The 20,794-nt window shown below is 54.6% G+C and carries 19 protein-coding genes and 2 pseudogenes; 13 read left to right on the top strand and 8 right to left on the bottom strand.

The features are described 5' to 3' along the window. Nucleotides 1-10 precede the first annotated feature (10 nt). The 6 genes from ACMTNU_RS12215 (at nt 11) to ACMTNU_RS12190 (ending at nt 8,921) form a co-directional block, all read left to right on the top strand. Nucleotides 11-1,378, top strand: coding sequence for a phosphotransferase family protein (locus tag ACMTNU_RS12215; protein ID WP_413935535.1), 1,368 nt, complete (start codon nt 11-13; stop codon nt 1,376-1,378). Then, nucleotides 1,375-2,061, top strand: coding sequence for a histidine phosphatase family protein (locus tag ACMTNU_RS12210; RefSeq protein ID WP_413935534.1), 687 nt, complete (start codon nt 1,375-1,377; stop codon nt 2,059-2,061). The genes ACMTNU_RS12215 and ACMTNU_RS12210 overlap by 4 nt, the downstream gene beginning before the upstream one ends. A gap of 88 nt (nt 2,062-2,149) precedes the next feature. Further along, nucleotides 2,150-3,556, top strand: coding sequence for a phosphotransferase family protein (locus ACMTNU_RS12205; protein WP_413935533.1), 1,407 nt, complete (start codon nt 2,150-2,152; stop codon nt 3,554-3,556). After that, nucleotides 3,553-5,592: a glycosyltransferase gene (locus ACMTNU_RS12200; RefSeq protein ID WP_413935532.1), complete on the top strand. Its 2,040-nt coding sequence runs from the start codon at nt 3,553-3,555 to the stop codon at nt 5,590-5,592. Before ACMTNU_RS12205 ends, ACMTNU_RS12200 begins: the two co-directional genes overlap by 4 nt. Further along, nucleotides 5,589-7,421, top strand: coding sequence for an ABC transporter ATP-binding protein (locus ACMTNU_RS12195; protein WP_413935531.1), 1,833 nt, complete (start codon nt 5,589-5,591; stop codon nt 7,419-7,421). The genes ACMTNU_RS12200 and ACMTNU_RS12195 overlap by 4 nt, the downstream gene beginning before the upstream one ends. Before the next feature lie 99 nt (nt 7,422-7,520). Beyond that, on the top strand, nt 7,521-8,921 hold the full coding sequence (locus ACMTNU_RS12190; RefSeq protein ID WP_413935530.1) for an alginate export family protein: 1,401 nt from the start codon (nt 7,521-7,523) through the stop codon (nt 8,919-8,921). Between the two features lie 44 nt (nt 8,922-8,965). Here the strand turns inward: ACMTNU_RS12190 and ACMTNU_RS12185 are convergent, their stop codons facing one another. Continuing rightward, the gene (locus ACMTNU_RS12185; protein ID WP_413935529.1) at nt 8,966-9,520 is read right to left on the bottom strand and encodes a Slp family lipoprotein; all 555 of its coding nucleotides are present in this window, start codon (nt 9,518-9,520) and stop codon (nt 8,966-8,968) included. Nucleotides 9,521-9,678: 158 nt separating this feature from the next. On the opposite strand from ACMTNU_RS12185, the gene ACMTNU_RS12180 reads away from it, so the two are divergent. The 3 genes from ACMTNU_RS12180 to ACMTNU_RS12170 all read left to right on the top strand — a co-directional run bounded on the left by ACMTNU_RS12180 (nt 9,679) and on the right by ACMTNU_RS12170 (nt 11,866). Then, nucleotides 9,679-10,335, top strand: coding sequence for a DUF2959 domain-containing protein (locus ACMTNU_RS12180; protein WP_413935528.1), 657 nt, complete (start codon nt 9,679-9,681; stop codon nt 10,333-10,335). Between the two features lie 215 nt (nt 10,336-10,550). After that, nucleotides 10,551-11,423 carry a neutral zinc metallopeptidase gene (locus ACMTNU_RS12175; RefSeq protein WP_413935527.1) on the top strand — a complete coding sequence of 291 codons (873 nt, stop codon included), beginning with the start codon at nt 10,551-10,553 and terminating at the stop codon, nt 11,421-11,423. Then, on the top strand, nt 11,420-11,866 hold the full coding sequence (locus ACMTNU_RS12170) for an FUN14 domain-containing protein (protein WP_413935526.1): 447 nt from the start codon (nt 11,420-11,422) through the stop codon (nt 11,864-11,866). Before ACMTNU_RS12175 ends, ACMTNU_RS12170 begins: the two co-directional genes overlap by 4 nt. 35 nt (nt 11,867-11,901) lie before the next feature. Here the strand turns inward: ACMTNU_RS12170 and ACMTNU_RS12165 are convergent, their stop codons facing one another. The 4 genes and pseudogenes from ACMTNU_RS12165 to rnhA form a co-directional block, all read right to left on the bottom strand. Further along, nucleotides 11,902-12,267, bottom strand: a complete 366-nt coding sequence (locus ACMTNU_RS12165; RefSeq protein ID WP_413935525.1) for a hypothetical protein — start codon at nt 12,265-12,267, stop codon at nt 11,902-11,904. 58 nt (nt 12,268-12,325) lie between these two features. Further along, on the bottom strand, nt 12,326-13,090 hold the full coding sequence (locus tag ACMTNU_RS12160; RefSeq protein WP_413935524.1) for a S16 family serine protease: 765 nt from the start codon (nt 13,088-13,090) through the stop codon (nt 12,326-12,328). 489 nt (nt 13,091-13,579) lie between these two features. Further along, nucleotides 13,580-14,293, bottom strand: a pseudogene (locus ACMTNU_RS12155) (ABC transporter ATP-binding protein); the annotation flags it as partial. A gap of 126 nt (nt 14,294-14,419) precedes the next feature. Further along, a pseudogene (gene rnhA, locus ACMTNU_RS12150) lies at nt 14,420-14,854 on the bottom strand (ribonuclease HI); the annotation flags it as partial. 159 nt (nt 14,855-15,013) lie between these two features. Here rnhA and crcB point away from each other — a divergent pair. The 4 genes from crcB (at nt 15,014) to ACMTNU_RS12130 (ending at nt 17,810) form a co-directional block, all read left to right on the top strand. Beyond that, the gene (gene crcB / locus ACMTNU_RS12145; RefSeq protein WP_413935554.1) at nt 15,014-15,397 is read left to right on the top strand and encodes a fluoride efflux transporter CrcB; all 384 of its coding nucleotides are present in this window, start codon (nt 15,014-15,016) and stop codon (nt 15,395-15,397) included. Nucleotides 15,398-15,400: 3 nt separating this feature from the next. Further along, nucleotides 15,401-15,742, top strand: a complete 342-nt coding sequence (locus ACMTNU_RS12140; protein WP_413935523.1) for a DUF190 domain-containing protein — start codon at nt 15,401-15,403, stop codon at nt 15,740-15,742. 167 nt (nt 15,743-15,909) lie between these two features. Further along, on the top strand, nt 15,910-16,911 hold the full coding sequence (locus tag ACMTNU_RS12135; protein ID WP_413935522.1) for a GlxA family transcriptional regulator: 1,002 nt from the start codon (nt 15,910-15,912) through the stop codon (nt 16,909-16,911). A gap of 224 nt (nt 16,912-17,135) precedes the next feature. Continuing rightward, nucleotides 17,136-17,810 (top strand): DJ-1/PfpI family protein, encoded by a 675-nt coding sequence (locus ACMTNU_RS12130; protein WP_413935521.1) that lies wholly within the window; start codon nt 17,136-17,138, stop codon nt 17,808-17,810. A 257-nt stretch (nt 17,811-18,067) separates the two neighbouring features. Here the strand turns inward: ACMTNU_RS12130 and ACMTNU_RS12125 are convergent, their stop codons facing one another. The 3 genes from ACMTNU_RS12125 to ACMTNU_RS12115 all read right to left on the bottom strand — a co-directional run bounded on the left by ACMTNU_RS12125 (nt 18,068) and on the right by ACMTNU_RS12115 (nt 20,782). Then, the gene (locus tag ACMTNU_RS12125; protein WP_413935520.1) at nt 18,068-18,325 is read right to left on the bottom strand and encodes a hypothetical protein; all 258 of its coding nucleotides are present in this window, start codon (nt 18,323-18,325) and stop codon (nt 18,068-18,070) included. After that, nucleotides 18,322-18,831, bottom strand: coding sequence for a hypothetical protein (locus tag ACMTNU_RS12120; RefSeq protein ID WP_413935519.1), 510 nt, complete (start codon nt 18,829-18,831; stop codon nt 18,322-18,324). The genes ACMTNU_RS12125 and ACMTNU_RS12120 overlap by 4 nt, the downstream gene beginning before the upstream one ends. 577 nt (nt 18,832-19,408) lie before the next feature. Then, the gene (locus ACMTNU_RS12115; RefSeq protein ID WP_413935518.1) at nt 19,409-20,782 is read right to left on the bottom strand and encodes a hypothetical protein; all 1,374 of its coding nucleotides are present in this window, start codon (nt 20,780-20,782) and stop codon (nt 19,409-19,411) included. Between the last annotated feature and the right edge of the window lie 12 nt (nt 20,783-20,794).

Here is a 20,794-nt window from a genome sequence, read left to right as displayed (position 1 = left end):
CGCAGAAGCCATGAGAAAGACGTTGTGGAATGGCATGTTCGAGTCGACCAGTGTTCGAGACCGCTTCCTGATCCGGCAGTGCGACATTATCCAGGTCCGGTACAAGCCGACATCGTCCTGCATGATCAGCTATCGGCTGGACGTCGAGAACGTCGAAACGAGAGAGAGCGGAGAACAGATTCTCTGCGGCCGTGCGTTCCCGAACGGCCGCTCGCTGCCACAATGGGAAAAGGCCTCAACGCAGGCCCTCGTGCAGCCGAGATTCGGGAAACCACTGATCCATCTTCCCGAGATCGAGATGGTCCTCTGGAGCTTTCCAAACGATCGCAAGATACACACGCTGCCGGCCTCCAGCCACGCAGCCTTGAGCACATCGAGCATTCCACCCAACTGGGTCCTGGCGCATGTAGGCACAGGCTGGCAAGTGGCCGACACCAAATCCCGCGTGATGCACTATGTCGGGGAACACACCTGCACGGTGCAGACATCATTTGAACTGATTCATTCATCCCGGGATACGAGGCAGACACTGACGATCTTCGGTAAGACCTATTACAACGAAGAAGGAGCTCAGACAGATCTGGTGATGCAGCAACTCTGGAACAGTGAGGCCCGACGCAGTGGGCGGCTCGGAGTCGCGCGGCCGCTGAGATATGACACGCGCCTCAAAACTCTCTGGCAAGAGGGTATTCAGGGCACCACACTGGAGAACCACTCCATTGAAACCCCAGCAAGCATTCCCCTTCTGGAGAAAGCCGCCCACACCATCGCCACGTTCCATACAACCCCTTTGTCGAATATTCCGCAGATCACCATGGCGGAGCAGCTCAGCAAGCTTGAATCCGTTGCTTCCGTCTTGATGCAGTGCCGGCCAACTTGCCGACCCATACTAGTTCCATTACGGGATCGGTTAATCGAACATGCCAAAATCATTCCGCTTGGGCCTACCGCGACGCTTCACGGTGATCTCCATATGAAGAATCTGTTCCTGACGCAAGACAGGATCGCTTTGATCGATCTCGACAATGTCTGTGAGGGACATCCCGGTCTGGATCTCGGCAGTTTTGTTGCCGGGTTACTCACGGGGGCGTTAGCGAAGCGAGTACCGTTGTCCCAGATGGCAGTTCCGGTACAGAGATTTCTCAACCACTACAATCAGTCCACGCCATGGAAGATCGATCAACGCACGCTCACCTGGTTTACCGCCGTGGCCTTGGTGGTCGAGCGTTCGCACCGATGCATCACTCGCCTGAAACACAATCAGCGAGAGCACCTAAAGGCTCTTTTGAGCCTTGCGGACCGAATTTCGGAATCCCTTTCATTGGAATCACTGGCTGACGGATTGGCCGAAACCCATGACAGGAGCAGGCAACCATGATGAGCCGGACAACATCTCGACCAACCACGATCTACCTGGTTCGCCACGGCGAAAGTCAGTTGAACTTGGAAAAACGAGTCTCTGGCCAATTCGATACGCCGCTGTCACAAGAGGGGATCCGCCACAGTCAGATGCTGGCAGTACGGCTCCTCGGGGTGCCTTTGACCGGGATCTATACCAGTGCCCTCGGACGAACAGTCGAAACGGCCAGACCCACTGCTGCGATGCATGGCCTCCTGATCCAGAGCCACGCCGACTTGAATGAGCAGCATTTTGGAGTACTGGAAGGCCGCTTTCGTGATGATCGGGATCCAGAAGCCCGTGCCTTGTGGGATGCGCGAAAGCACGATAAGCGCACCCATCGGATTCCAGGCGGAGAACGCTTCATTGATCTGGCAGAACGGGTGCAACAGGTACTGAAAGACATTCTTGTTCATGAAGCCGGTGGGACGATCCTCATCGTGGGGCATCGCAACACCAACCGAGTACTGTTCGGCATGTTGATGCGCCAATCGGAAGAGCGCTGGCCGCACCTGACGCTCAAGAGTCAGTGCGTTTATCAAATTACAACCGGCGATCAGCCACAACTGATCACCTACCTACTCAGGGGGGAGCCGTTGGAACTGGCCATGGGTCGAGTCGACTATAGAGATGCAGAAACAGCATCACCTGAGGTCGCATGAACCGTCACTACACGGCTCGCGACATCGCTGAAAGCTATTTCGATGCGGATCGCGTACTCACGAACATCCTGGCACGCGTGAGGCATGCATGATGTCGACCACCCATACACCACTCAACATCGGTCCTGTCTCTAAGCCCATGGTAACACCAGATTGGGGGACTCTACGCCGAACCTTTCAGCGGTTCGCAACTCTCGTGGACGCTGTTCCCATCCTTCGATCATGTGTTCCAGAACTTTCCACCGGCTCTTTCGAAATCAGGGACTGCGTCATTCTGGACGCAAAGCTGAAGACGTACCTCAAGCCGACCAGCAAGAGTAAGTCCACGCTGTCCGCCTGCTATCAGCTCACACTGAGAGAAGAAGCAGCTGGCCCAGGCTGCCAGCGTATCGTTTACTTGAAGGTGTTTCTTGGCGGTCGCAGTAGAGAGGCCTTTCGCCTACTCATTCAGAATGGAATGTCTGACCGGGAATTTCCTAATTCTGTGATCCATGTCCCAGAGCAGGATCTCATCCTGTGGAGATTCCCCCATGACCCAGCACTTCCACATTTGCACCACCTTGTTGATCTCGTGGCAATCGAGCAACATCTCCCGCTAGATGGGCTGAAGCAGATTGGCATACAAGGCACGCCTCAGGTCCTGGCACGACACCTGGTCAATTATCGACCGGAGATTCGTTGTACCAATCGGTATACCCTCTATGATTCTACCCAGGGTCGGATCGACGAACTGTTTGGGAAAACGTTCTGCGACTCACAGGGACGACCGCTCTATGAGCGCCTACAGTTTTTCTGGGACCGGTCCCTGGCCGATCCACAAGCGATGGCCATTGCTCAGCCTCTCGGCTACAGCGCTGCGATCAACACCCTGTGGCAACGCGGCGTTCCTGGGACGCCCCTTATCCAAGTCCTCAATCCATCGAACCATGAACACTACATCACAGAAATCGCACGAGGTTTGGTATCACTTCATACAAGTCAGGTCCCCGGTCTCACCATCCATTCGACAACGGACCATGTCACTGAGGCCCACAAAAAACTGGCCAAACTTTCAGATGCCGTTCCAACTCTCGCGGAAACGTGTATGGCCATGGCCAATGATCTCGAACAGATCCCGCCTCCGGCATCAACCATTCCCCCTTGTCCGATCCATTGGGACTTTCACATTCAACAGCTGCTCACCCATCAGGGACGGCTCGTGTTCTGCGACCTAGATGAGCTGGTGATCGGAGACCCCCTTCAGGACCTGGCCAATTTTATGGTCGATCTGCATTTCCGTGAGCTAGACCAGCAATTTGTGCAAGACCTATCGACTCGGCTGTACCGCACATACCAGCGAGAGGTGGAATGGGAGGTCCCGCTCGAACGATTGGCCTGGCATGCCCGTCTCCAATTCATCAATAAGGCTTACCGGCATTACTTACGATTCGCACCGGGATTCGAGCGCACCGTCGAGCAGATTCTTCAGCTGGCCCAGAAAGGATTCAGGCTATGAGCAACGAGTCGGCTTCCACAACAGATTGTGACAACAAGCCACGCGTCCTCATCTATTGTCAGCACGTCCTGGGGATGGGGCACCTCATCCGAAGCATGGCCATTGCCCGAGCCCTGCGGAATTGCTCCGTCGTTTTCGTGAACGGAGGTGAATCCCTTTCCGGCGTGGATACGCCATCGTGGGTGACGATCGTCAATCTACCTCCGATCACAACTGACAGTGAATTTCAGAGTCTGAACGTCCACGGTGAGAGCACCAGCCTTGAACAGGTTCAACAAGCCAGAAAGCGCACGTTATTCGAGCTCGTCGGTCATGTTCGTCCAGACGTCGTGATCATCGAGCTTTTCCCGTTTGGGAGAAAGCGGTTTGCCTTTGAGCTGTTGCCCTTACTGGCACATATCCGCTTATCAGCACCATCAACCAAAGTCGTCTGCAGCCTGCGGGATATTCTAGTGACCAAACCGGATCACGTTCGTCATGAAGACTGGGTTGTGAGTCTGATGAATCGGTATTTCGACCTACTACTGATCCATTCGGATCCGACCTTCCAGACATTAGATGAGACCTTTTCACGCTGCCACGATCTCCGATGCGAAGTTCAGTACACCGGGTTTGTGACGCAGGGCTCAGATCTGTCGGCGGATGTTCAAACAACAGACGACCAATCAGTTTCCGATGGCAGGCCGCTGATTCTTGCCAGTGTCGGTGGCGGGCGTGTGGGCTACGAACTGCTCGACAGTAGTATTCGGGCCTCCACACTGCTGATTCAAAAACTCCCCCATCGGATGCTCGTGTTCACAGGCCCCTATATGCCCGAGCAGCAGTATGTGGAGCTCCATGAACTTGCAGCCCAGTGCTCACATATCCAAGTCCGACGTTTCACCTCATCGTTTGAATCACTCATGCATCAAGCCACCCTCTCCATCTCAATGGCCGGCTACAACACCTGTATGAATCTGTTGAATACCGGCACACGCGCACTGGTGTGGCCCTTTACCGGTCATAAAAATGACGAGCAAACCATTCGAGCCAAGAAACTTGAGCAGCGTGGGCTCCTCACCCTACTACGGCCTACTGACCTCACCCCTGAACAGCTCGCAGAAAAGATCCTCGCCTCTCTGAGTGCTTCGCACGCTCGCACTCCACATTCCATCAATACTAACGGTGGACGAGAAACGGCTCTGTCGATTGAACGGCTCGCCCAACAGTCGGATAATCGGACCACTCGCTCCGCGTGGGGATCGGTCTCCATGCCTCAACCTGGACAATGGCAAACCGCACTAAGACAGTTCCTGGACGAAAAACAGACCGAAGGTCGAGAACTCCATCTTTTTCTTCGAGACGACGATGTCGATGAAGACGAGGAATCACTGAAGCATCTGCTCGACCTTGCGCTGGCCAGAGGCGTGCCAATGAATCTAGAAATTATCCCCGGTCGGCTGACACCCGCCTGTACGGCCACTCTGAAGAATGTCCTTCGAGCCGACCGTGCGCTGTTAAGCCTGGACCAACATGGGTGGATACATTCGAATCATGAGCCGGAGGGGCGGAAATACGAGTTCGGCCCTTCCCGTTCATTCACGCAACAACTGAATGACATCGCACAGGGGAAAGCGATTCTTGAATCCACGTTTGAGGAGTTGTTTTTCCCGGCCTTCACCCCGCCATGGAATCGCTGCACCACAGACACCTATCGGGCGCTGGATGAACTCGGCTTTCGGGTCTTGTCCAAAGATCGTGGGAAGGACGGCATCACTGGGTACCGGTTCTCCGAGATTTCCACGACGCTGGATCTCTACACCTGGAAAGGCGGGGCCCGCATGAAGGCTCCGCATGAGATTGTCCAGGTCCTGATATCGCAGATGGACATGCTGCCGATGGTAGGACTCCTGCTCCATCACAAGGTGATGGAGCGCGAGGCCTTCGTATTTCTAGACCAGCTCATGGCTGAGCTCACGCGATCCGCAGCAGTACGACTCCATACCTTTCAAACCTTGCTGCCGCTCACACGGGAGTCACAAACGGTGCCACGATGAGACAGACGGAGATCACGCGTCGAGGGCAGGCTCGATTTCGAACCATCATCGCCTCGCACTTACGCTCAGCCTGGCCACATCTGGCTCTCGCGACTGGGTGCCTCCTCGGCGTCACGCTCATGCAACTGATGGCGCCCTGGCCGCTCAAACTTATTTTTGATTACATCCTGCTGCAAAAGTCCTTGCCGCCGTCATTGACCTTCCTCGATCCGTTCATACAGTCATGGCCATTGGCCTTGTTGGGCAGTCTAGCGGCATCGATCGCCGTCATTGCCGCCATGAACGGTGCCTTGTCGTATGCCCAATCATTTGTGACGAGCAAGATCGGCCATCGCTTGGTCTTCACCATCCGGCAACACCTCTTCGCTCATGTCCAGAGGCTTTCACTGTCCTTTCACTCGCAGACCCGTTCTGGTGAGCTCTTGACAAAGCTCGCGGGTGATACCCAAACGTTGAAGAACGCCTTCACGGATATTCCATTGGCCGTGTCCGGCCACATCCTCACGTTCATCGGCATGTTCGTGGTCATGTTTGCCCTCAACTGGGAGCTGAGCCTCATTATCCTCGCCACGATGCCGATCCTTGTCACAGCACTCTTCATCTTAAATCGAAACATTCTTGCAACCACGCGTGATCAGCGGGAGCGGGACAGTCACATGACCTCACGGCTGAATGAATGGCTGTCGTCCATCTCTGTCGTGCAGACCTTCGGGCGGGAACGGGTCGAGCAAGACCGGTTCAACCAGGAAAGTACGAAACACCTTCACACCGGACTTCGTACGGCCAGAACAACTGCCGCAGTGGCGCGGGTGGTGTCGATCATCGGCGCAATCAGTACCGCCGTCACCGTCTTTTTGGGGGCCTGGCAAGTACTGAAGGCCCGCATAACCCCTGGCGACCTGTTGGTCTTCGTCAGCTACATGAAGAATATCTACGGTCCGATCAAGGATATGTCCAAGCTCTCATCCCAATTTTCCCAGGCAATGGTCAGCGCACAACGCATCGCTGATTTGCTCGGCAACGAACCGGACATTCAAGACCGCCCGGACGCCGTTAAGGTCAATCACTTGATCGGCGACATTCGATTGGAGCACATCTCATTCAGCTATCTGGAGGGATGTCCTGTACTGCGTGACCTCACCCTTCAGATTGCACCTGGTCAACGAGTGGCGTTCGTCGGTCCATCCGGAGCCGGCAAGTCAACGCTGGTCAGCCTGCTGCTGCGTCTCTATCAACCGTCCCAAGGAACGATCTTGCTCGATGACAGAAGCCTTGCCGACTACGAGCGCGAATCGCTCCGCCACTCGATCGGCGTGGTGCTCCAAGATACGCTCCTGTTCCAAGCCAGTATCGCAGACAACATTGCATACGGAGTCGAACAGGCAACACGCGAGCAGATTGTCAAAGCGGCTCAAGAGGCCAATGCCCACGAGTTCATCGCAGAGCTACCTGATGGGTATGACACCATTGTGGGAGAGCGTGGCGGCACCTTGTCCGGTGGGCAACGGCAACGGATTTGCCTCGCACGCGCCCTCGTCAAGCAGCCATCGATTCTGATGCTTGATGAACCTACCGCCTCGCTGGACCACCGATCGGCCACCTATGTCCGTGAAACCATCACACGGATCCAGGCCGATCGGACCACGATCGTCATTACCCATCACTTAGTCGGAATGGATCTGTTCGATCGCATTTTTGTTTTAGACCAAGGCCGCTTAGTCGAACAGGGCACACACCGGGAACTGCTAAGCCAGCATGGGCTCTATGCCGGCCTCTACGTGCAGCAGTCAGACCATCTAGTCCATCCTCGATCAAACAATCTGACATAGCACCAAATTATTTTTTCACTGATGTGCGCCAATACCGTCACGTTCACTCGGGCAATCCGTCTAAGATACATGAACCGCAACACTCCAATACGACTCATAATGCTGGTGGCAGTATTGACGCTCTGGCTTGCCAACATCGTACAAGCCGAGACGAAACCCGTCGAAGAGACTAGAAGTCCATTACCATCCTCATCGAACGAGCCTCCCCCAACGAATGGTCTGCTCCTTCCGACGTACAGCCACGCGAACGGTCTATCGAGCAGTCCTCTCGTGGAGCCGTTCGATCCAAACGCACCACCACGAGCGACCATCCCCATCGGTCCCGATTTATTCGTCGGCGGCTATACCTCGCTCGAAGGAGAAACCAATCGTCACTATGACCTCTCCTCGACTTTCGGCAAGGCCGACAGCACCTTGACGCCGATCTTCGCTCCCGCATTCGCGTATGAGCCCAATCAATATTTGCAACTCTATGTGAATCCAGTGCTTGAAATACCGATTGCCGTCGAGGAAATCGAGGACAGGTCACAGACCACCGAGTTGAACATGAATCTCGCCTTTCTTACCGTGAAAAACGTGGTCCCTGGCACACGGCTTCAAGTTGGACGACAACGGTTCATCGACTCCAGACGGTGGTTGTTCAATGAGAACATGGACGCAATCAGGCTGGGCTACCAGTATGAACAATTTTCAGTGGAGCTATCGGTCAGCCAATTGAACCTCGTTCAGCGGAATCTCCTAAGACGGGAAGCTGAAGAGGACGAGGAGGGGTTTGTCAATTATTACGCCTATGCCGACTACAAGTTCGGCAAAAAAAACCACATCGGACTGTTCGCCCTCTATCAGGATCAGCAACGGCTCGGTACAGCTCAACCGATCACAGTCGGTCTCCAGACGAGTGGGCGGCTTTTCGACAACCTAAAATACTGGTTACAAACGGCTGCGGTCCGCGGCTCAGACGGAGGTCAGCGCATACGAGGTGAGGCAATCGACGTCGGGCTCACGCAGGTATTCGACAGGGCTTGGGAACCTTCCCTCACCATCGGCTACGCCTATGGAACAGGAGACAGTAACCCCAACGACAACGTCGATGCGCGATTTCGACAGACTGGGTTTCAGGGTAATTCGGACAAACTGAACGGCGTGGCACGCTTTAAATACTATGGCGAGGTCTTGGATCCCAGACTGACCAACCTCATGGTCTTTACGGGAGGCGTAGGGATCAAACCGCTCTCCAAGACCTCCTTCGACCTGGTCTATCACTATTACCTCCAAGACCATGCCTCGAAACGCATTGGTGGATCCGACCTTGATACGGACCCGACAGGACTCAGCAAGCATATCGGCAGCGAGGTTGACCTCGTCGTGGGATACCAAGGGATCCCGCATCTGCAAACCAAGTTCGTCCTTGGGTACTTTTTCCCCGGTAAAGCGTTTAACGACACCTGGCACGATGGAGCATTTCTGGCCAGTTTCCTCCTCCGATACAACTTCTACTGACCTGAGGAGACCGCAAAAGCCACCCCGCAGCGTTCTCACTTCATTCAAAATCCAATGGCGAATCCCCCACCTCCACCAACGCCGACTCCTGTCCCGCCTCCAAGCCCAATCGAGAATCTAGGCCGTGGTTGCATGTTGCCATACGACGGAGCCGGCCATGGATGGATGTGCTTTATCGTCACAACCGGATACTGATATTCCACGTCATCGAGATAGTCGGTCTTGGCTCCGGACACGTCTCCGACAATGGTCATGGCTGATCCCTCAACAATCGTCGCAGGATCCAGAAAGTCTTGTCGAATTGCCAGAAATCGCCCCTGTGATTGTTGGCGGTTGAGAATTGGTCTTTCGCGTTTATCGAGCGGCAATTGCAGAAGCTCGATCTGTGTACCGTCTTTCAATCGCTTTGCCTTGAGGACCACTCCGCCGAGCACCACGACCTTTCCCTGGTAGGACTCTGGCGCACTCAGTATTTCTGGGAATGTGACGGTTCGGTCGACGAGAGGTTCGAGCGACTCTGGGACCACCCGCTGAGAAGAACAGGCTGCGGCCAAAATGAACGCCGCTACCCACCACAACCTGAAAGAGGCAAGCCCCATAGGCCCACTATAGCGTGAAGCTGATGCCGTTTCTACGTGTCATTGTCCGCGATTAGGGGTTTTCTCTCGATACGTTCTTCAGTTATGATGCAGTGTCGAGCCTGAGCGTTCAGACAGACGCGCATCGTTGATGCACATCCCAAGGGAGAGAGGTGAAGATGTTACGGTTCCTCCTAGCTGCTATCGTGTCAGTTCTGCCGTTGAGCCTCTCCTCCTGCGATAAGGCCTATATGGCCACCATGGAGAAGATGGGCTATGCCAAACGAGATATCCTGAGCACTCGTGTCAAATCAGCGCGGGATGCACAAGAAGACGCCAAGCAAGAAATTCAGACCACACTCGAGCAGTTCGGCAAAGTCGTCGCCTATGAAGGTGGCGACCTCGAAGCCACCTACAAGAAGCTCAATGGTGAACTTGAGAACAGCGAGGACAGTGCCGAAGCGGTCCGAAAGAAAATCTCCGACGTCGAGAGCGTAGCCGATGCCCTCTTTTCCGAATGGGAAACGGAACTCGGACAATACTCCAGCGCCGACCTCCGCCGGAAGAGCCAGGCCAAACTCACCCAGACCAAGAGCCGCTATCGAGAGATGCTGGGTGCCATGAAGCGGGCGGAGCAACGAATCGAACCGGTCCTCAAACCGCTGCGCGATCAGGTCCTCTACCTGAAACACAATCTGAATGCGCGGGCACTCTCCGCCATCAAAGGTGAGCTCGTAAAAGTCGATGCGCAGGTTGATCAACTGGTGAAAGATATGAACCGTTCCATTGCCGAAGCCGACAAGTTCATCCAAACGATGGAAAAGGACTCAGATTGACAGACTGCAGGGAAACCCTTGCTAGCCGTCACACAATGTGACAAAGGGAATCCTCTGGTCAAGCCATAAGAGCCAGCAGGATGGTCAAAAAGGCTGTCCAGCAAGGCCGCAGCGAGCGAAAGGCTGAGGCGTACGCGGTTGGTACGTTGAAGCCTTGAGCGATGCGAGAACGACGCTGGCGGTCTTTTTCAACATCCTGCTCGAGGAGGGCGCTCATGCGGATCGACGACCAACGCGAAAGCGACAATATTGAAGATCGCCGCGGGATGGGGCCTGCCCGCATCGGAGGACGAGGCGGGTTGGGGATCGGCACGATCGTGCTGGCTCTGGCCGTCAGTTATTTCACCGGCATGAATCCACTGACCGTCCTGAATCTCCTGACGGGCGTCCAAAGCGTGACCGAGTCGATCACACCCTCGGCCCCATCGCAGCCAGGGGCGGTCGGAGCGCCAAAAGATCAACTCGGCCGGTTTGCATCCGTCGTCCTCGCCGACACGGAAACAACCTGGCGGGAACTCCTTGGTTCACGATATGAAGACCCACGGATGGTGCTCTTTAGCGGCGCAGTGCAGTCCGCCTGCGGCACCACCTCCTCGGCAGTCGGTCCGTTCTACTGTCCCGGCGACCGTCGGGTCTATCTCGATCTTGCCTTCTTTAATCAGATGGAATATCAACTGGGCGCAGCGGGTGACTTCGCCCAGGCCTATGTCATCGCACACGAAGTCGGCCACCATGTACAAAACGTGCTCGGCGTTGCGGAAAAAGTACACCGCCTTCAGCAGCGGGCCTCTGAAGCAGAAGGCAATGCGCTGTCGGTTCGTATGGAACTCCAGGCCGATTGTTATGCCGGTGTGTGGGGCTACCATGCCAGACGTGGGAGGAACTTGATCGAGCCCGGAGATTTCGAAGAGGGGCTCCGCGCCGCAGCAGCGATTGGCGATGACCGGCTACAAAAAAAATCGCGAGGGCACGTTCAACCGGAAAGTTGGACTCACGGTTCGTCCGAACAGCGGATGACCTGGCTCAAGAGAGGCCTGGAGTCCGGCGACCCAGCAGTTTGCAACACCTTTGGGAACACTCGTCTATGAGCAATCCAGCTCCCGCGGCAAAAAGCAGCTTTCTGGCGAAAACACTCGGCCCTCTGCTGTCCGACCCACCATGGGCAGCCAAATCGTTTATGGCCGCAAGTGCCACAACCGTCGCCGGAGTCGGTGCCTGGCTTAGCGATATGATGTCGCCGGCGCTCGCCCGCGGTGGCGCCAGCTTCATCGGCGGGTTCTTGGTCGGGTGGGCCTTTCGGAAAACGCTCAAAATTGCGCTGTTGATCACCCTCTCCTTGGCGGCGCTCGTGGCCATCCTCAAAACGACCGGCTGGATCCACCTGGAGTGGAACCTGATTCAGAGCGATGTGAATCGCACGCTCGATTGGGCGCGAGGCCAAGCCCAGAGCCTCAAAGAAGTAGCGGTCGGCTACCTCCCCTCTGCCGGCGCCGGTGTGGCCGGCGCGCTTTTCGGATTTCGAAATAAATAGTGACACACTCACCTCTTCACAGCACGCAGACTTTTTCAGTTCTTCTTCACCGATTTCACATCCAACGTCCCTAAATAGTGCCCTTCGACCGTAACCTGATCGCCGTCTTTGAGAAGAACCGGTCCCATCTGACAGAGTGCCGCGTAGCTCGCCTCAATCGCTCCACTGCCATCATCAACCAGAAAACTCTGGACGCACTTCTCCAACTTCGAGCTGGTTCCAATAAAATGATGCATCTCATACCCACTGACCATCCCCGTCACTTGCACGACTTTCATCTTGTACGCTTCGGGATAGGCCTGTAAGGAACTGATCGTGACCGGATCCGCTGCCCAGGTGACAGATACGAGGCACAGCAAGCTGATCGTCGCCAACTCTATCAAGCGTAGGATGCTGTTCATCACGGGACCTCCTCTTCGTACAAGACGTGGATCTTAAGCATGGTGAAATCCTTCGGTCCTACGGAACCTGGCGCAACGCTTGCCCGGTGGCAGCACTGTAGGCTTCAGCCAGGGTATGCACTTCGATGACCTGAATCGATCGCTCTGCGCCGGAGAAACTCAGGTGACTGTTATCCAAAGCATCAGGCACAATCATCGTGGTCTTTCTCAGTTCTCGGCAGCCATTCATCTTGTCGACGAGTCGCCCCACAGCTTGGATTTCTTCGTCCAATTCGATTGTCCCCGACATACAGATGTCCGGGCGGATCGAATCGCCGAGCAGGGCTGCCGCGACACCCACGGCAAAAATCCCGCCGGCACTGGACCCATCCAATCGCGTGGGGACCAAGATACGCACCGTGAGATATCGAGGATCATAGCCCACCGCCTCCGTGGCCACGGCAACCGCAGTCTGAAAGGAAAGGGCGGATCCGAGCATCAAGTTCGAATCACCGAGAATCTCCGGCCCTCGTCCATCGGCTTTGTACCCGACCGTGAGTTGCGCCACGAGTCCCCTCCATGAACCGGTAATGGAACCAACCTTGTCTTGCCCGACACTCAACAACGGCAAGGACAGCGTGACGTCTGAAAACGGCACAGGCTTTCTATGGGATGGCTGTGGTGGACTGTATGAAAGACTGGCATGAGGCACGGATGGCACAGGAGTCACAGACTGTTGGCGAGGCGTTGGTGATATTTCCAATGGTGAATAGGTCTTGGCCTCACCGAGTTGCCGACAGCCTGGGTATTCGCGGTCCGTATACAGATCCGCTCGCCCCGGCATTGAACAGACCCAGGTCTCAGCCCATACGGAGCTGAAACCGAACGAGGCGATAACGCAGAGGTGTAGAAGAACAAAGGACGTAACCTGAATTTGTCGACGGATGGCTTGTGAGTGGGATTGACACATGCCTGACTGCTGAAATGAGCAACATTTGAAGCCTATCGTTCAAACGGGATTTCGTCAAAAAGAAGCGAGACTACTGCGACAGGAAATGGTAAAGATCCATCTAAGCAGACCATGGGAGACCTAACCTAGTCTCCAAATCTCAAAGACCTGGACGAGCACAAAGCGCCTCCCATCTCCCACAGGATGTTCAAAATGACCTTCCAGCGAGGCCGCAGCAAATGAAGGGGCGAGGAGGTACATACCAAGCTTCGCTTGACCCGCTCGCTTCGATCACATGCGAGCGGATAGGTTTTTTGCCATCGTTTTTCGTACGTTGAGGCCTTGAGTGACGTGAGAACGAAGTTGGAGGGCATTTTCAATATCCTACCCCGGCAAGGCCTGATACCAGCCATTGGCTTGTACAAGAGAAATCTTGCTGTCAAAGAGTCCGCTGATCTGATCGCTCGTGAGCAAGGTTGACTTGGAACCATCAGCCACGATATTGCCCGCCTTGAGGAAAATCACGCGATCGATCTCCGGTGGGATTTCATGCAGGTGATGCGTGACCAGCAGCACGGTTTTGCCCTTGGCCATCTGAGCGCGCAACAGATCCAGATATTGGAAGCAGGCCTTGAGATCAAGACCGCTGGTTGGCTCATCAAACACCAAGACCGGGGGATCATGCACCAAGGCTCGCCCCAAGAGAAACCGCCGCTGCTCACCGGTGGACATATGGCCGAAGCGACGCCCAGACAAGTCCATCACGCCCAGCTCTTGCATCACCTCATAGGCTCTCGTCATTTGTGACTTGCTGAACTCTTGATAGGCATAGGTGTCGTTGCTGGCATAGAAGCCGGACAAGATGACGTTCAACCCCTCGGCACAGATCAAGTAATCCCGCTGAAGATCGTGCGACACGATACCGATTTGTTTTCGCACATCCCACACATTCCACCGCTCCTCACCAAAGAGCGCCCACCTGGTCTCGTCCTTCGGCATGGCATGGACTTCGCCTGAGAGCAACTTGAGCAACGTGGATTTTCCTGCGCCGTTCGGACCCAGGATGGCCGCATGCTCACCTTCATGCAGGGCAAACGAGAAATCTGAGAGGACGCAGGTCTCTCCTCGATAGACCGTCGCATGCTGGATCTCGACGATCGGCTTCGTCTTGGCTGATGAACGGGGCGATTCAACAGGGACCAGCGCCGGCCGATTGGCTGGTTTCCCACCTCGGCGTGCCTGCTCAAGGCCAGCTCGAGCTAGCGCATCGACCCGTTCGTTCTCCGGATGCCCATTATGCCCTCTGACCCAATGCCATTCGATCGTATGGCTCGCCGCCAATGCATCGAGCCGTCGCCACAAATCCTCATTCTTCACCGGATCTTTCCCGGCAGTCTTCCACCCTCGTTGTTTCCAGCTATGGATCCATTCGCTAATGCCTTTTTGCACATACTGCGAATCGGTGTAGACCCGCGCCTGCACTGACTGAGGAAACGACTGCAACGCCTCAATGACCGCGAGGAGCTCCATCCGGTTGTTCGTCGTCGCTAACTCCCCACCAGAGAATTCCGTTTCAACGTTCCCATCACGCACCAGGACACCCCAGCCTCCAGGACCAGGGTTCCCGCTGCAGGCGCCATCAGTATAGATCTCGATCATGCGCTTTCGTTCCCAAGGTTTGGGTCAGGATTGTACTACGAGACCTTCACCTTCGACCATCTCTAATACGACAGAACGATGCCTGATGGCGTGACTCAACCAGATGACTTGGGTACAATGACGTGGCAATCACGCTCACATTTTTGAGAGAGTCACACTCTGCGCACACTTTTTCTCATCGGCACCGGTGGGTTCATCGGGTCCATCTTGCGGTACCTTGTGAGTGGCTATGCGCAACAACTCAGTAAGAGTATTCAATTTCCATTCGGCACCTTGGCCGTCAATCTGATGGGCTGTATGCTGGTTGGCTTCCTCGCCGAGCTTGCCGATCATCGAGGCGTCATTCCGGCGGAGGCGAGATCTTTTCTGATCGTCGGAATACTAGGCGGCTTCACGACCTTCTCAGCATTCGGCAACGAAACGATGAACTTGCTGCGTGATGGAGAGTTGTGGTTGGCTTTTGGAAATATCATCGGCCATACAGTGCTCGGCCTTGGTGCAGTCTGGCTTGGCTACTCCACCGCCTATCTAGTCTGGAAATAAACGATGCGCGTTGAACAGGGTTGCCTACTGAGAATCTACATCGGAGAAGGAGACAAACACGCCGGACGCCCCCTCTATGAATGGATCATTGCACAGGCTCATTCCAGGCAACTGGCCGGCGCCACCGTCTACCGAGGACTCATGGGATTCGGCCCCCACACCCGCGTGATCCACACCTTCAAGATCGAGCGACTGGCCGAAGATCTCCCCATCACCGTCGAAATCGTCGATTCACAGAAAAAGGTCGAGGAGTTTCTCGCCTTCATTGAACAACAGATCGTATCTAGCCTCTTTGCCACGGTGCAAACGGTCGAGCTCCGATCCGTTGAGAGACGCCCCGGATAACCGAACCTTCGTTCAGTCAGTCGTCCCAACCAGTTGCTCATCATCACAATCCAGCGGCCGCGCCATGCTCTTTCAACCTCGGCACGCTGGCAGCAACGAGCTCGCTGGCAGTTTTTGCAGTATCTTTGTCATTGTGCCATTCGTAGATTCATGGAAAGATGCGGTTCATGAAACGGAACAAAAAGGCAACGCAGAGCACACGCACTATTGCACTCCTGAGCTTTGATGGTGTCGCGGCGCTCGATATCACCGGCCCCTACGAGGTCTTTTCTCTGCCGACCTACCTCGCACAGGACAAGGCAGTGCCGCCCTATCGCATCGTGCTTCTCGCTGATCAACCTGGGCCAGTTCGCTCATCTTCTGGACTGAGCCTGATCGCAGATGCCTCGTGGCGTAACTTTCATAACACGGTCGACACATTACTGATCTGCGGTGGGCCTGACATGACGGCGCTCCAGCGCGATCAAAAACTCCTGACCTGGCTCCGGACCATGGCGCGCCGCACCAGACGGATCGGCTCGATCTGTACCGGCGCTTTCCTGCTCGCAGAAGCCGGCTTGCTGAAGAACCGCCGCGCCACGACCCATTGGAGGGAAGTCGCACGGCTGGCCCAAGAATATCAATCGATCACTGTCGAGTCAGACGCGATTTACGTCAAAGATGACCACGTCTACACCTCAGCCGGCATCACCGCCGGTATGGACCTGGCCCTAGCACTCGTGGAGGAAGATCTCGGACGTGATGTGGCACTGGCTGTCGCGCGTATGCTGGTCCTGTTTCTGAAACGGCCCGGCGGGCAATCCCAATTCAGCACACAACTCCAAGCCCAGGCCGTCGAGGGCCAACGGTTAGCTGGCCTCTTGAGTTGGCTGGCCGACCATCATCATGAATCACTGACGGTTGAGGAGATGGCGTCACAAGCCGGCATGAGCCCCCGGACCTTTGCGCGGGTCTTCGTCACCGAAACTGGCGACACACCGGCACTCTACTTGGAGAAGCTTCGCCTGGAACATGCTGTGCGCCTCTTGGAAACCACGGGTACATCCCTCGATATGACCGCACAGGCTTGTGGCTTTACCGGGCATGAACAGTTGCGGCGGGCCTTCCAACGACACAAAGGCATCACACCACAAGCGTATCGACAACGGTTCCAACGAACAGGATGCTGAAAAAGTCCGCCAGCGGCGTTCTCGCATCACTCAGAGGCTCAACGTACGAAAGACGATGGCAAAAAACCTATCCGCTCGCATGTGATCGAAGCGAGCGGGTCAAGCGAAGCTTGGTATGTACCTCCTCGTCCCTTCATTCGCTGCGGCCTTGCTGGACAGCCATTTTGAGCATCCTGAGGATTAGGTGAGCTAGCTCAGAACCATACATCACCATGGAGGCAACCATGCAAGACGTACAGGAAACAACGAAATTACAAGTGGCGATCTTATTGTATGACGGGATGACGGCACTGGATGCCATCGGCCCGTATGAAGTGCTCCAAGCCCCAACACTCAACACCGATGTGCGCTTTGTGGCGAGTAAGAAGGGCGTAAAGCAGACGGATTTTGGAAAGCTTCGATTGACGGCAGACTACAGCCTGGATGAGATGCTCTGTCCCGACATTCTCGTCGTGCCAGGAACGGCCTATCCCAAAGCCATCATGGGTGACCCACAAGTGATCGAATGGATCGCCCAGGTGCACAAGACCACCAAATGGACCACATCGGTCTGCACAGGCGCTTTAGGCCTAGCAGCTGCAGGTGTGCTCAAAGGGTTGAAAGCCACCACGCACTGGCTCGCGCATGAGGTGCTGAAGCAATTTGGCGCAACCCCGACAAAAGCGCGCGTGGTTCGCGATGGCAAAGTCTTCACCGCCGCGGGCGTCTCCTCAGGCATCGATATGGCGCTCACATTGGTGGCAGAAGAATTCGGAGCAGAAGCAGCGCAGCTTACCCAACTCTTGATCGAGTACGACCCACAACCACCGTTCGATGCCGGCAGTCCAGACAAAGCGCCATCGGCGATTGTGCATGAAGCACGTGAGGCATTCGCCAAACTCCAAGCAACGGCACAGTGACGGGGCAAGGCTGCTGCTTGAGGAGAGAGCAATCGAAATTCCCGACATGACGGGACGATCACACGGCCTCAAGAACAAATCGTCATACCCGCGAAAATAGGCATCCAGGTGCCGGAGGTTCTGGATTCCCGCTTGGAACCTGCGGGAATGACGAGATGAGCCGTGCTCAACTTCAGAAGTCCGGATAATTGTTTAGATATCAAAGTCTGGCCCTGCAATCTGACTGTCTGTGAATCGACAACCAGTTAGGGAGGGCCTCACTTCGCTGCCTCTTCAATTGAGGCAAGAATCTTGTCGCACGTTGGGGCGTCGAACTCATGGCCATAGAAGCGCAGGAACAGGCCTTTGCGAATCTCCGCCTCCGTGGCCGACGGGTTCTGCACCCGCAAGGATGCTTCTACGAGCTTACGCGCTGTGTCACGCATGGCACATCCCATGATCAGCCGCTCTTCTCCCGTGCGCTGCATCAGCATCGCCCGATACCGTTCTTCTACCTCAGGCGGCGTATCATTCATGCCTGCACCTCGTGATACAGCGCAACCAGTCCCAGGTGCTCCACCCACCGTTCCAAATACCCCTGGTCGAGCGTCTTCACAGACCGGAGCACGTTCCGCACGTCGTCCAATTGCATGGCGCTGCGGCTGTCCTTCGCCCACTCCAGCTTTGAAAGGATGAGGTCCTCAGGAGCGACGACGGAGACCGATTCGCCGTCGAGCGTCATCGTGCGGCGACGGGCAAATTCCTCGCGGCGATACGCAGTCTCTTTTCTGACGACACAGTCGACTTTGACCACCAAATCATTGTGAATCATGTTGAACATGGACCTGTTTCGAACGGCCTGCGCCACCATATCGCGATCAATGTAATACTCCCCCTGAAAGAGACCAACGACACGTGTAACGTCCGCTTCCCATAACTCAACAACCAGATCGATATCGCGCGTCATTCTTGGAGTGGCATAGAAGTTCATTGCCATGGATCCGGTGACCATATAGGCGATCCCGGCGGCCTGTAGCCGCACCGCAACTGATTTCAATATCTCAAGTTCATCGCTCACGATAGCGACAGAGCTTATGCCTTTCGCCGTGAGAAGTCACGCCCTTGCACAGCGAGAGGAATCTAGCCGATACAGCGGAATGTTGATGGAACATATTATGAACGGCGTGCGCTACAATGCTGCCCCTGCTACTCTTTCGCATCGGGCATGAAAACGGTGAGAGGCCCACGCGAGAAAGGATTCTGTGCCACGCTATCACTCAGTGGTTAGGCCAACCATAAAATCATGTTCCAAAATACAAGAAACAAGACTTGACCCCAAATAGGCTTTCGGGACATCCAGGGGGCTTTCTTGCAAACCATAATGGTATTAAGGTGAGAATGTTAGGTGTCTAGATAGTAACCGCACATGCTCCAGGTCTGCTCTTTATACAGCTAAATTAGTTCAAATGGCCATGAACGCAACTCAACAATGCTGAAATTGTGTGGGCGAATCTTACAAAGTCTTGAGAGCTGAAAAGAACTTCCAGTCTCTTTCCTGGTTTTTAATGCAAAATCAGCCCCAACTTCATTCACACTGATCGACAGTCTCAAAAACACCGTTAGAATACTCGCGACCACGTTTCTGATCCTAGGTCGTAGCCATATATCTCTCCACGGCTATTAACTATGAAAAGTGGAACATCATGATTTTTTGAGAATATCTCATGACCTTGGGTTTGAGGATTTATTGTGTCGATGCCTGCCTCCCTACCTTTTGTTACCATAACGCCGTCTTTTCTAAGAAAAGCTGTTCGCTTGAACTCAAGCAATAGCTCCATTTTCCCACCTTTACCAAGTATTAAAACATCGATCTCCTGTGATGTACCACTATGTTCTTTTGTGATACCAGTATATGCGTTGACAAGCACTTTCTTCCCTTTGAATTCGCGGGCAATTGCCTCACCTGCAGCATCACTAGCCTCCGCACCTGCGTTTGAGAGGTCCTTTCTTGAGGCAACTTTTTTCATTTCTCGAACATATATATCGGTAGATTTCAATAAGATATTTTCAGTCTCGGGGTCTAAAACCATGCGTTTAATGCTGCCTTCTTTCGCACGATCCTTTGCCCGTTTCATTCCCCCGAGGGCTATTCCAGGCAATGCGCCCCCAATACTAGATCCTAACCGTTCATTTCTCTCTGAATTGGTAAGCTGACGGCGGGTAACAACGTCTTTGCCAATGATCACTTCCCCTATATCGAATGGGTTTATCGGAAGTATGTCGCCTATCCCAGCAGCCAATGCTCGCGCAGCTGCTCCATCTCCGGCACCTTGTTCAAATGCTTCGCCAGAACGATTCATAAAGCTATGAATTAAGAAGCCTGCCCCAATACCGGCGCCCACTATTGGTCCAGCCGCTACACCGACACCGATGCCTATGCCTGTAAACAAAAGTGCTTTCCCAGCCCCCAAAGCAACATCACCCAAGCTCAACTGAAAATCATCAGGAGCTTCAGATTGATTTTCTGGGCGGTTATTATTTCCATCAGTGGTGTTTGACCTTTGTTCAGGTTGGGGAGGTGGTTGCTCAGATTTCTCGATGGTGTTTGGCTGAATATTTTCAGTGCGGTTATTGTTAGGGTTTTCAGTTTTTGTTCTGTCCTGCTGGCGAGGCTCCTGGGGGGAATTCTTTTTAACGTGTATTTCAAGGGGCTGTTCAATAGTAATTTCCGCTGCAAAATGATCCAGTCTCGTAAGATATCCCTCACCCAGGCTAGCCGCACGTAATTCAGCCTGCTTATGCAGATTGTGCGCACCTGTTGCATTTTCGGTTTCAATACTCTCATGCTTGCGCGAAACTTCTTTCCCATCGCTAAACTGTTGTATATAGATATCTGTGATAAACCCCTCGCGCCAGGGTTTGGTGATAATGTCCACCTCGAATGTATTTGCGCCGGAGTGGAAAGTACCGGAGGAATCGGCGTGGTCTTTCATGGGTCTACAGGT

The sequence above is a fragment of the Nitrospira sp. BLG_1 genome, from assembly GCF_047338595.1.
Lineage (GTDB): Bacteria > Nitrospirota > Nitrospiria > Nitrospirales > Nitrospiraceae > Nitrospira_D.
Note: the sequence above shows the minus strand (reverse complement) of the source record. Positions and strands in the feature narration are given on the sequence as shown.

What these genes read in the sequence shown, in the direction of transcription:
- ACMTNU_RS12215 (WP_413935535.1), top strand. Translation starts at nt 11, where the DNA reads ATGAGAAAGACGTTGTGGAATGGCATGTTCGAGTCGACCAGTGTTCGA.
- ACMTNU_RS12210 (WP_413935534.1), top strand. Translation starts at nt 1,375, where the DNA reads ATGATGAGCCGGACAACATCTCGACCAACCACGATCTACCTGGTTCGC.
- ACMTNU_RS12205 (WP_413935533.1), top strand. Translation starts at nt 2,150, where the DNA reads ATGATGTCGACCACCCATACACCACTCAACATCGGTCCTGTCTCTAAG.
- ACMTNU_RS12200 (WP_413935532.1), top strand. Translation starts at nt 3,553, where the DNA reads ATGAGCAACGAGTCGGCTTCCACAACAGATTGTGACAACAAGCCACGC.
- ACMTNU_RS12195 (WP_413935531.1), top strand. Translation starts at nt 5,589, where the DNA reads ATGAGACAGACGGAGATCACGCGTCGAGGGCAGGCTCGATTTCGAACC.
- ACMTNU_RS12190 (WP_413935530.1), top strand. Translation starts at nt 7,521, where the DNA reads ATGCTGGTGGCAGTATTGACGCTCTGGCTTGCCAACATCGTACAAGCC.
- ACMTNU_RS12185 (WP_413935529.1), bottom strand. Translation starts at nt 9,520, where the DNA reads ATGGGGCTTGCCTCTTTCAGGTTGTGGTGGGTAGCGGCGTTCATTTTG.
- ACMTNU_RS12180 (WP_413935528.1), top strand. Translation starts at nt 9,679, where the DNA reads ATGTTACGGTTCCTCCTAGCTGCTATCGTGTCAGTTCTGCCGTTGAGC.
- ACMTNU_RS12175 (WP_413935527.1), top strand. Translation starts at nt 10,551, where the DNA reads ATGCGGATCGACGACCAACGCGAAAGCGACAATATTGAAGATCGCCGC.
- ACMTNU_RS12170 (WP_413935526.1), top strand. Translation starts at nt 11,420, where the DNA reads ATGAGCAATCCAGCTCCCGCGGCAAAAAGCAGCTTTCTGGCGAAAACA.
- ACMTNU_RS12165 (WP_413935525.1), bottom strand. Translation starts at nt 12,267, where the DNA reads ATGAACAGCATCCTACGCTTGATAGAGTTGGCGACGATCAGCTTGCTG.
- ACMTNU_RS12160 (WP_413935524.1), bottom strand. Translation starts at nt 13,090, where the DNA reads ATGCCGGGGCGAGCGGATCTGTATACGGACCGCGAATACCCAGGCTGT.
- ACMTNU_RS12140 (WP_413935523.1), top strand. Translation starts at nt 15,401, where the DNA reads ATGCGCGTTGAACAGGGTTGCCTACTGAGAATCTACATCGGAGAAGGA.
- ACMTNU_RS12135 (WP_413935522.1), top strand. Translation starts at nt 15,910, where the DNA reads ATGAAACGGAACAAAAAGGCAACGCAGAGCACACGCACTATTGCACTC.
- ACMTNU_RS12130 (WP_413935521.1), top strand. Translation starts at nt 17,136, where the DNA reads ATGCAAGACGTACAGGAAACAACGAAATTACAAGTGGCGATCTTATTG.
- ACMTNU_RS12125 (WP_413935520.1), bottom strand. Translation starts at nt 18,325, where the DNA reads ATGAATGATACGCCGCCTGAGGTAGAAGAACGGTATCGGGCGATGCTG.
- ACMTNU_RS12115 (WP_413935518.1), bottom strand. Translation starts at nt 20,782, where the DNA reads ATGAAAGACCACGCCGATTCCTCCGGTACTTTCCACTCCGGCGCAAAT.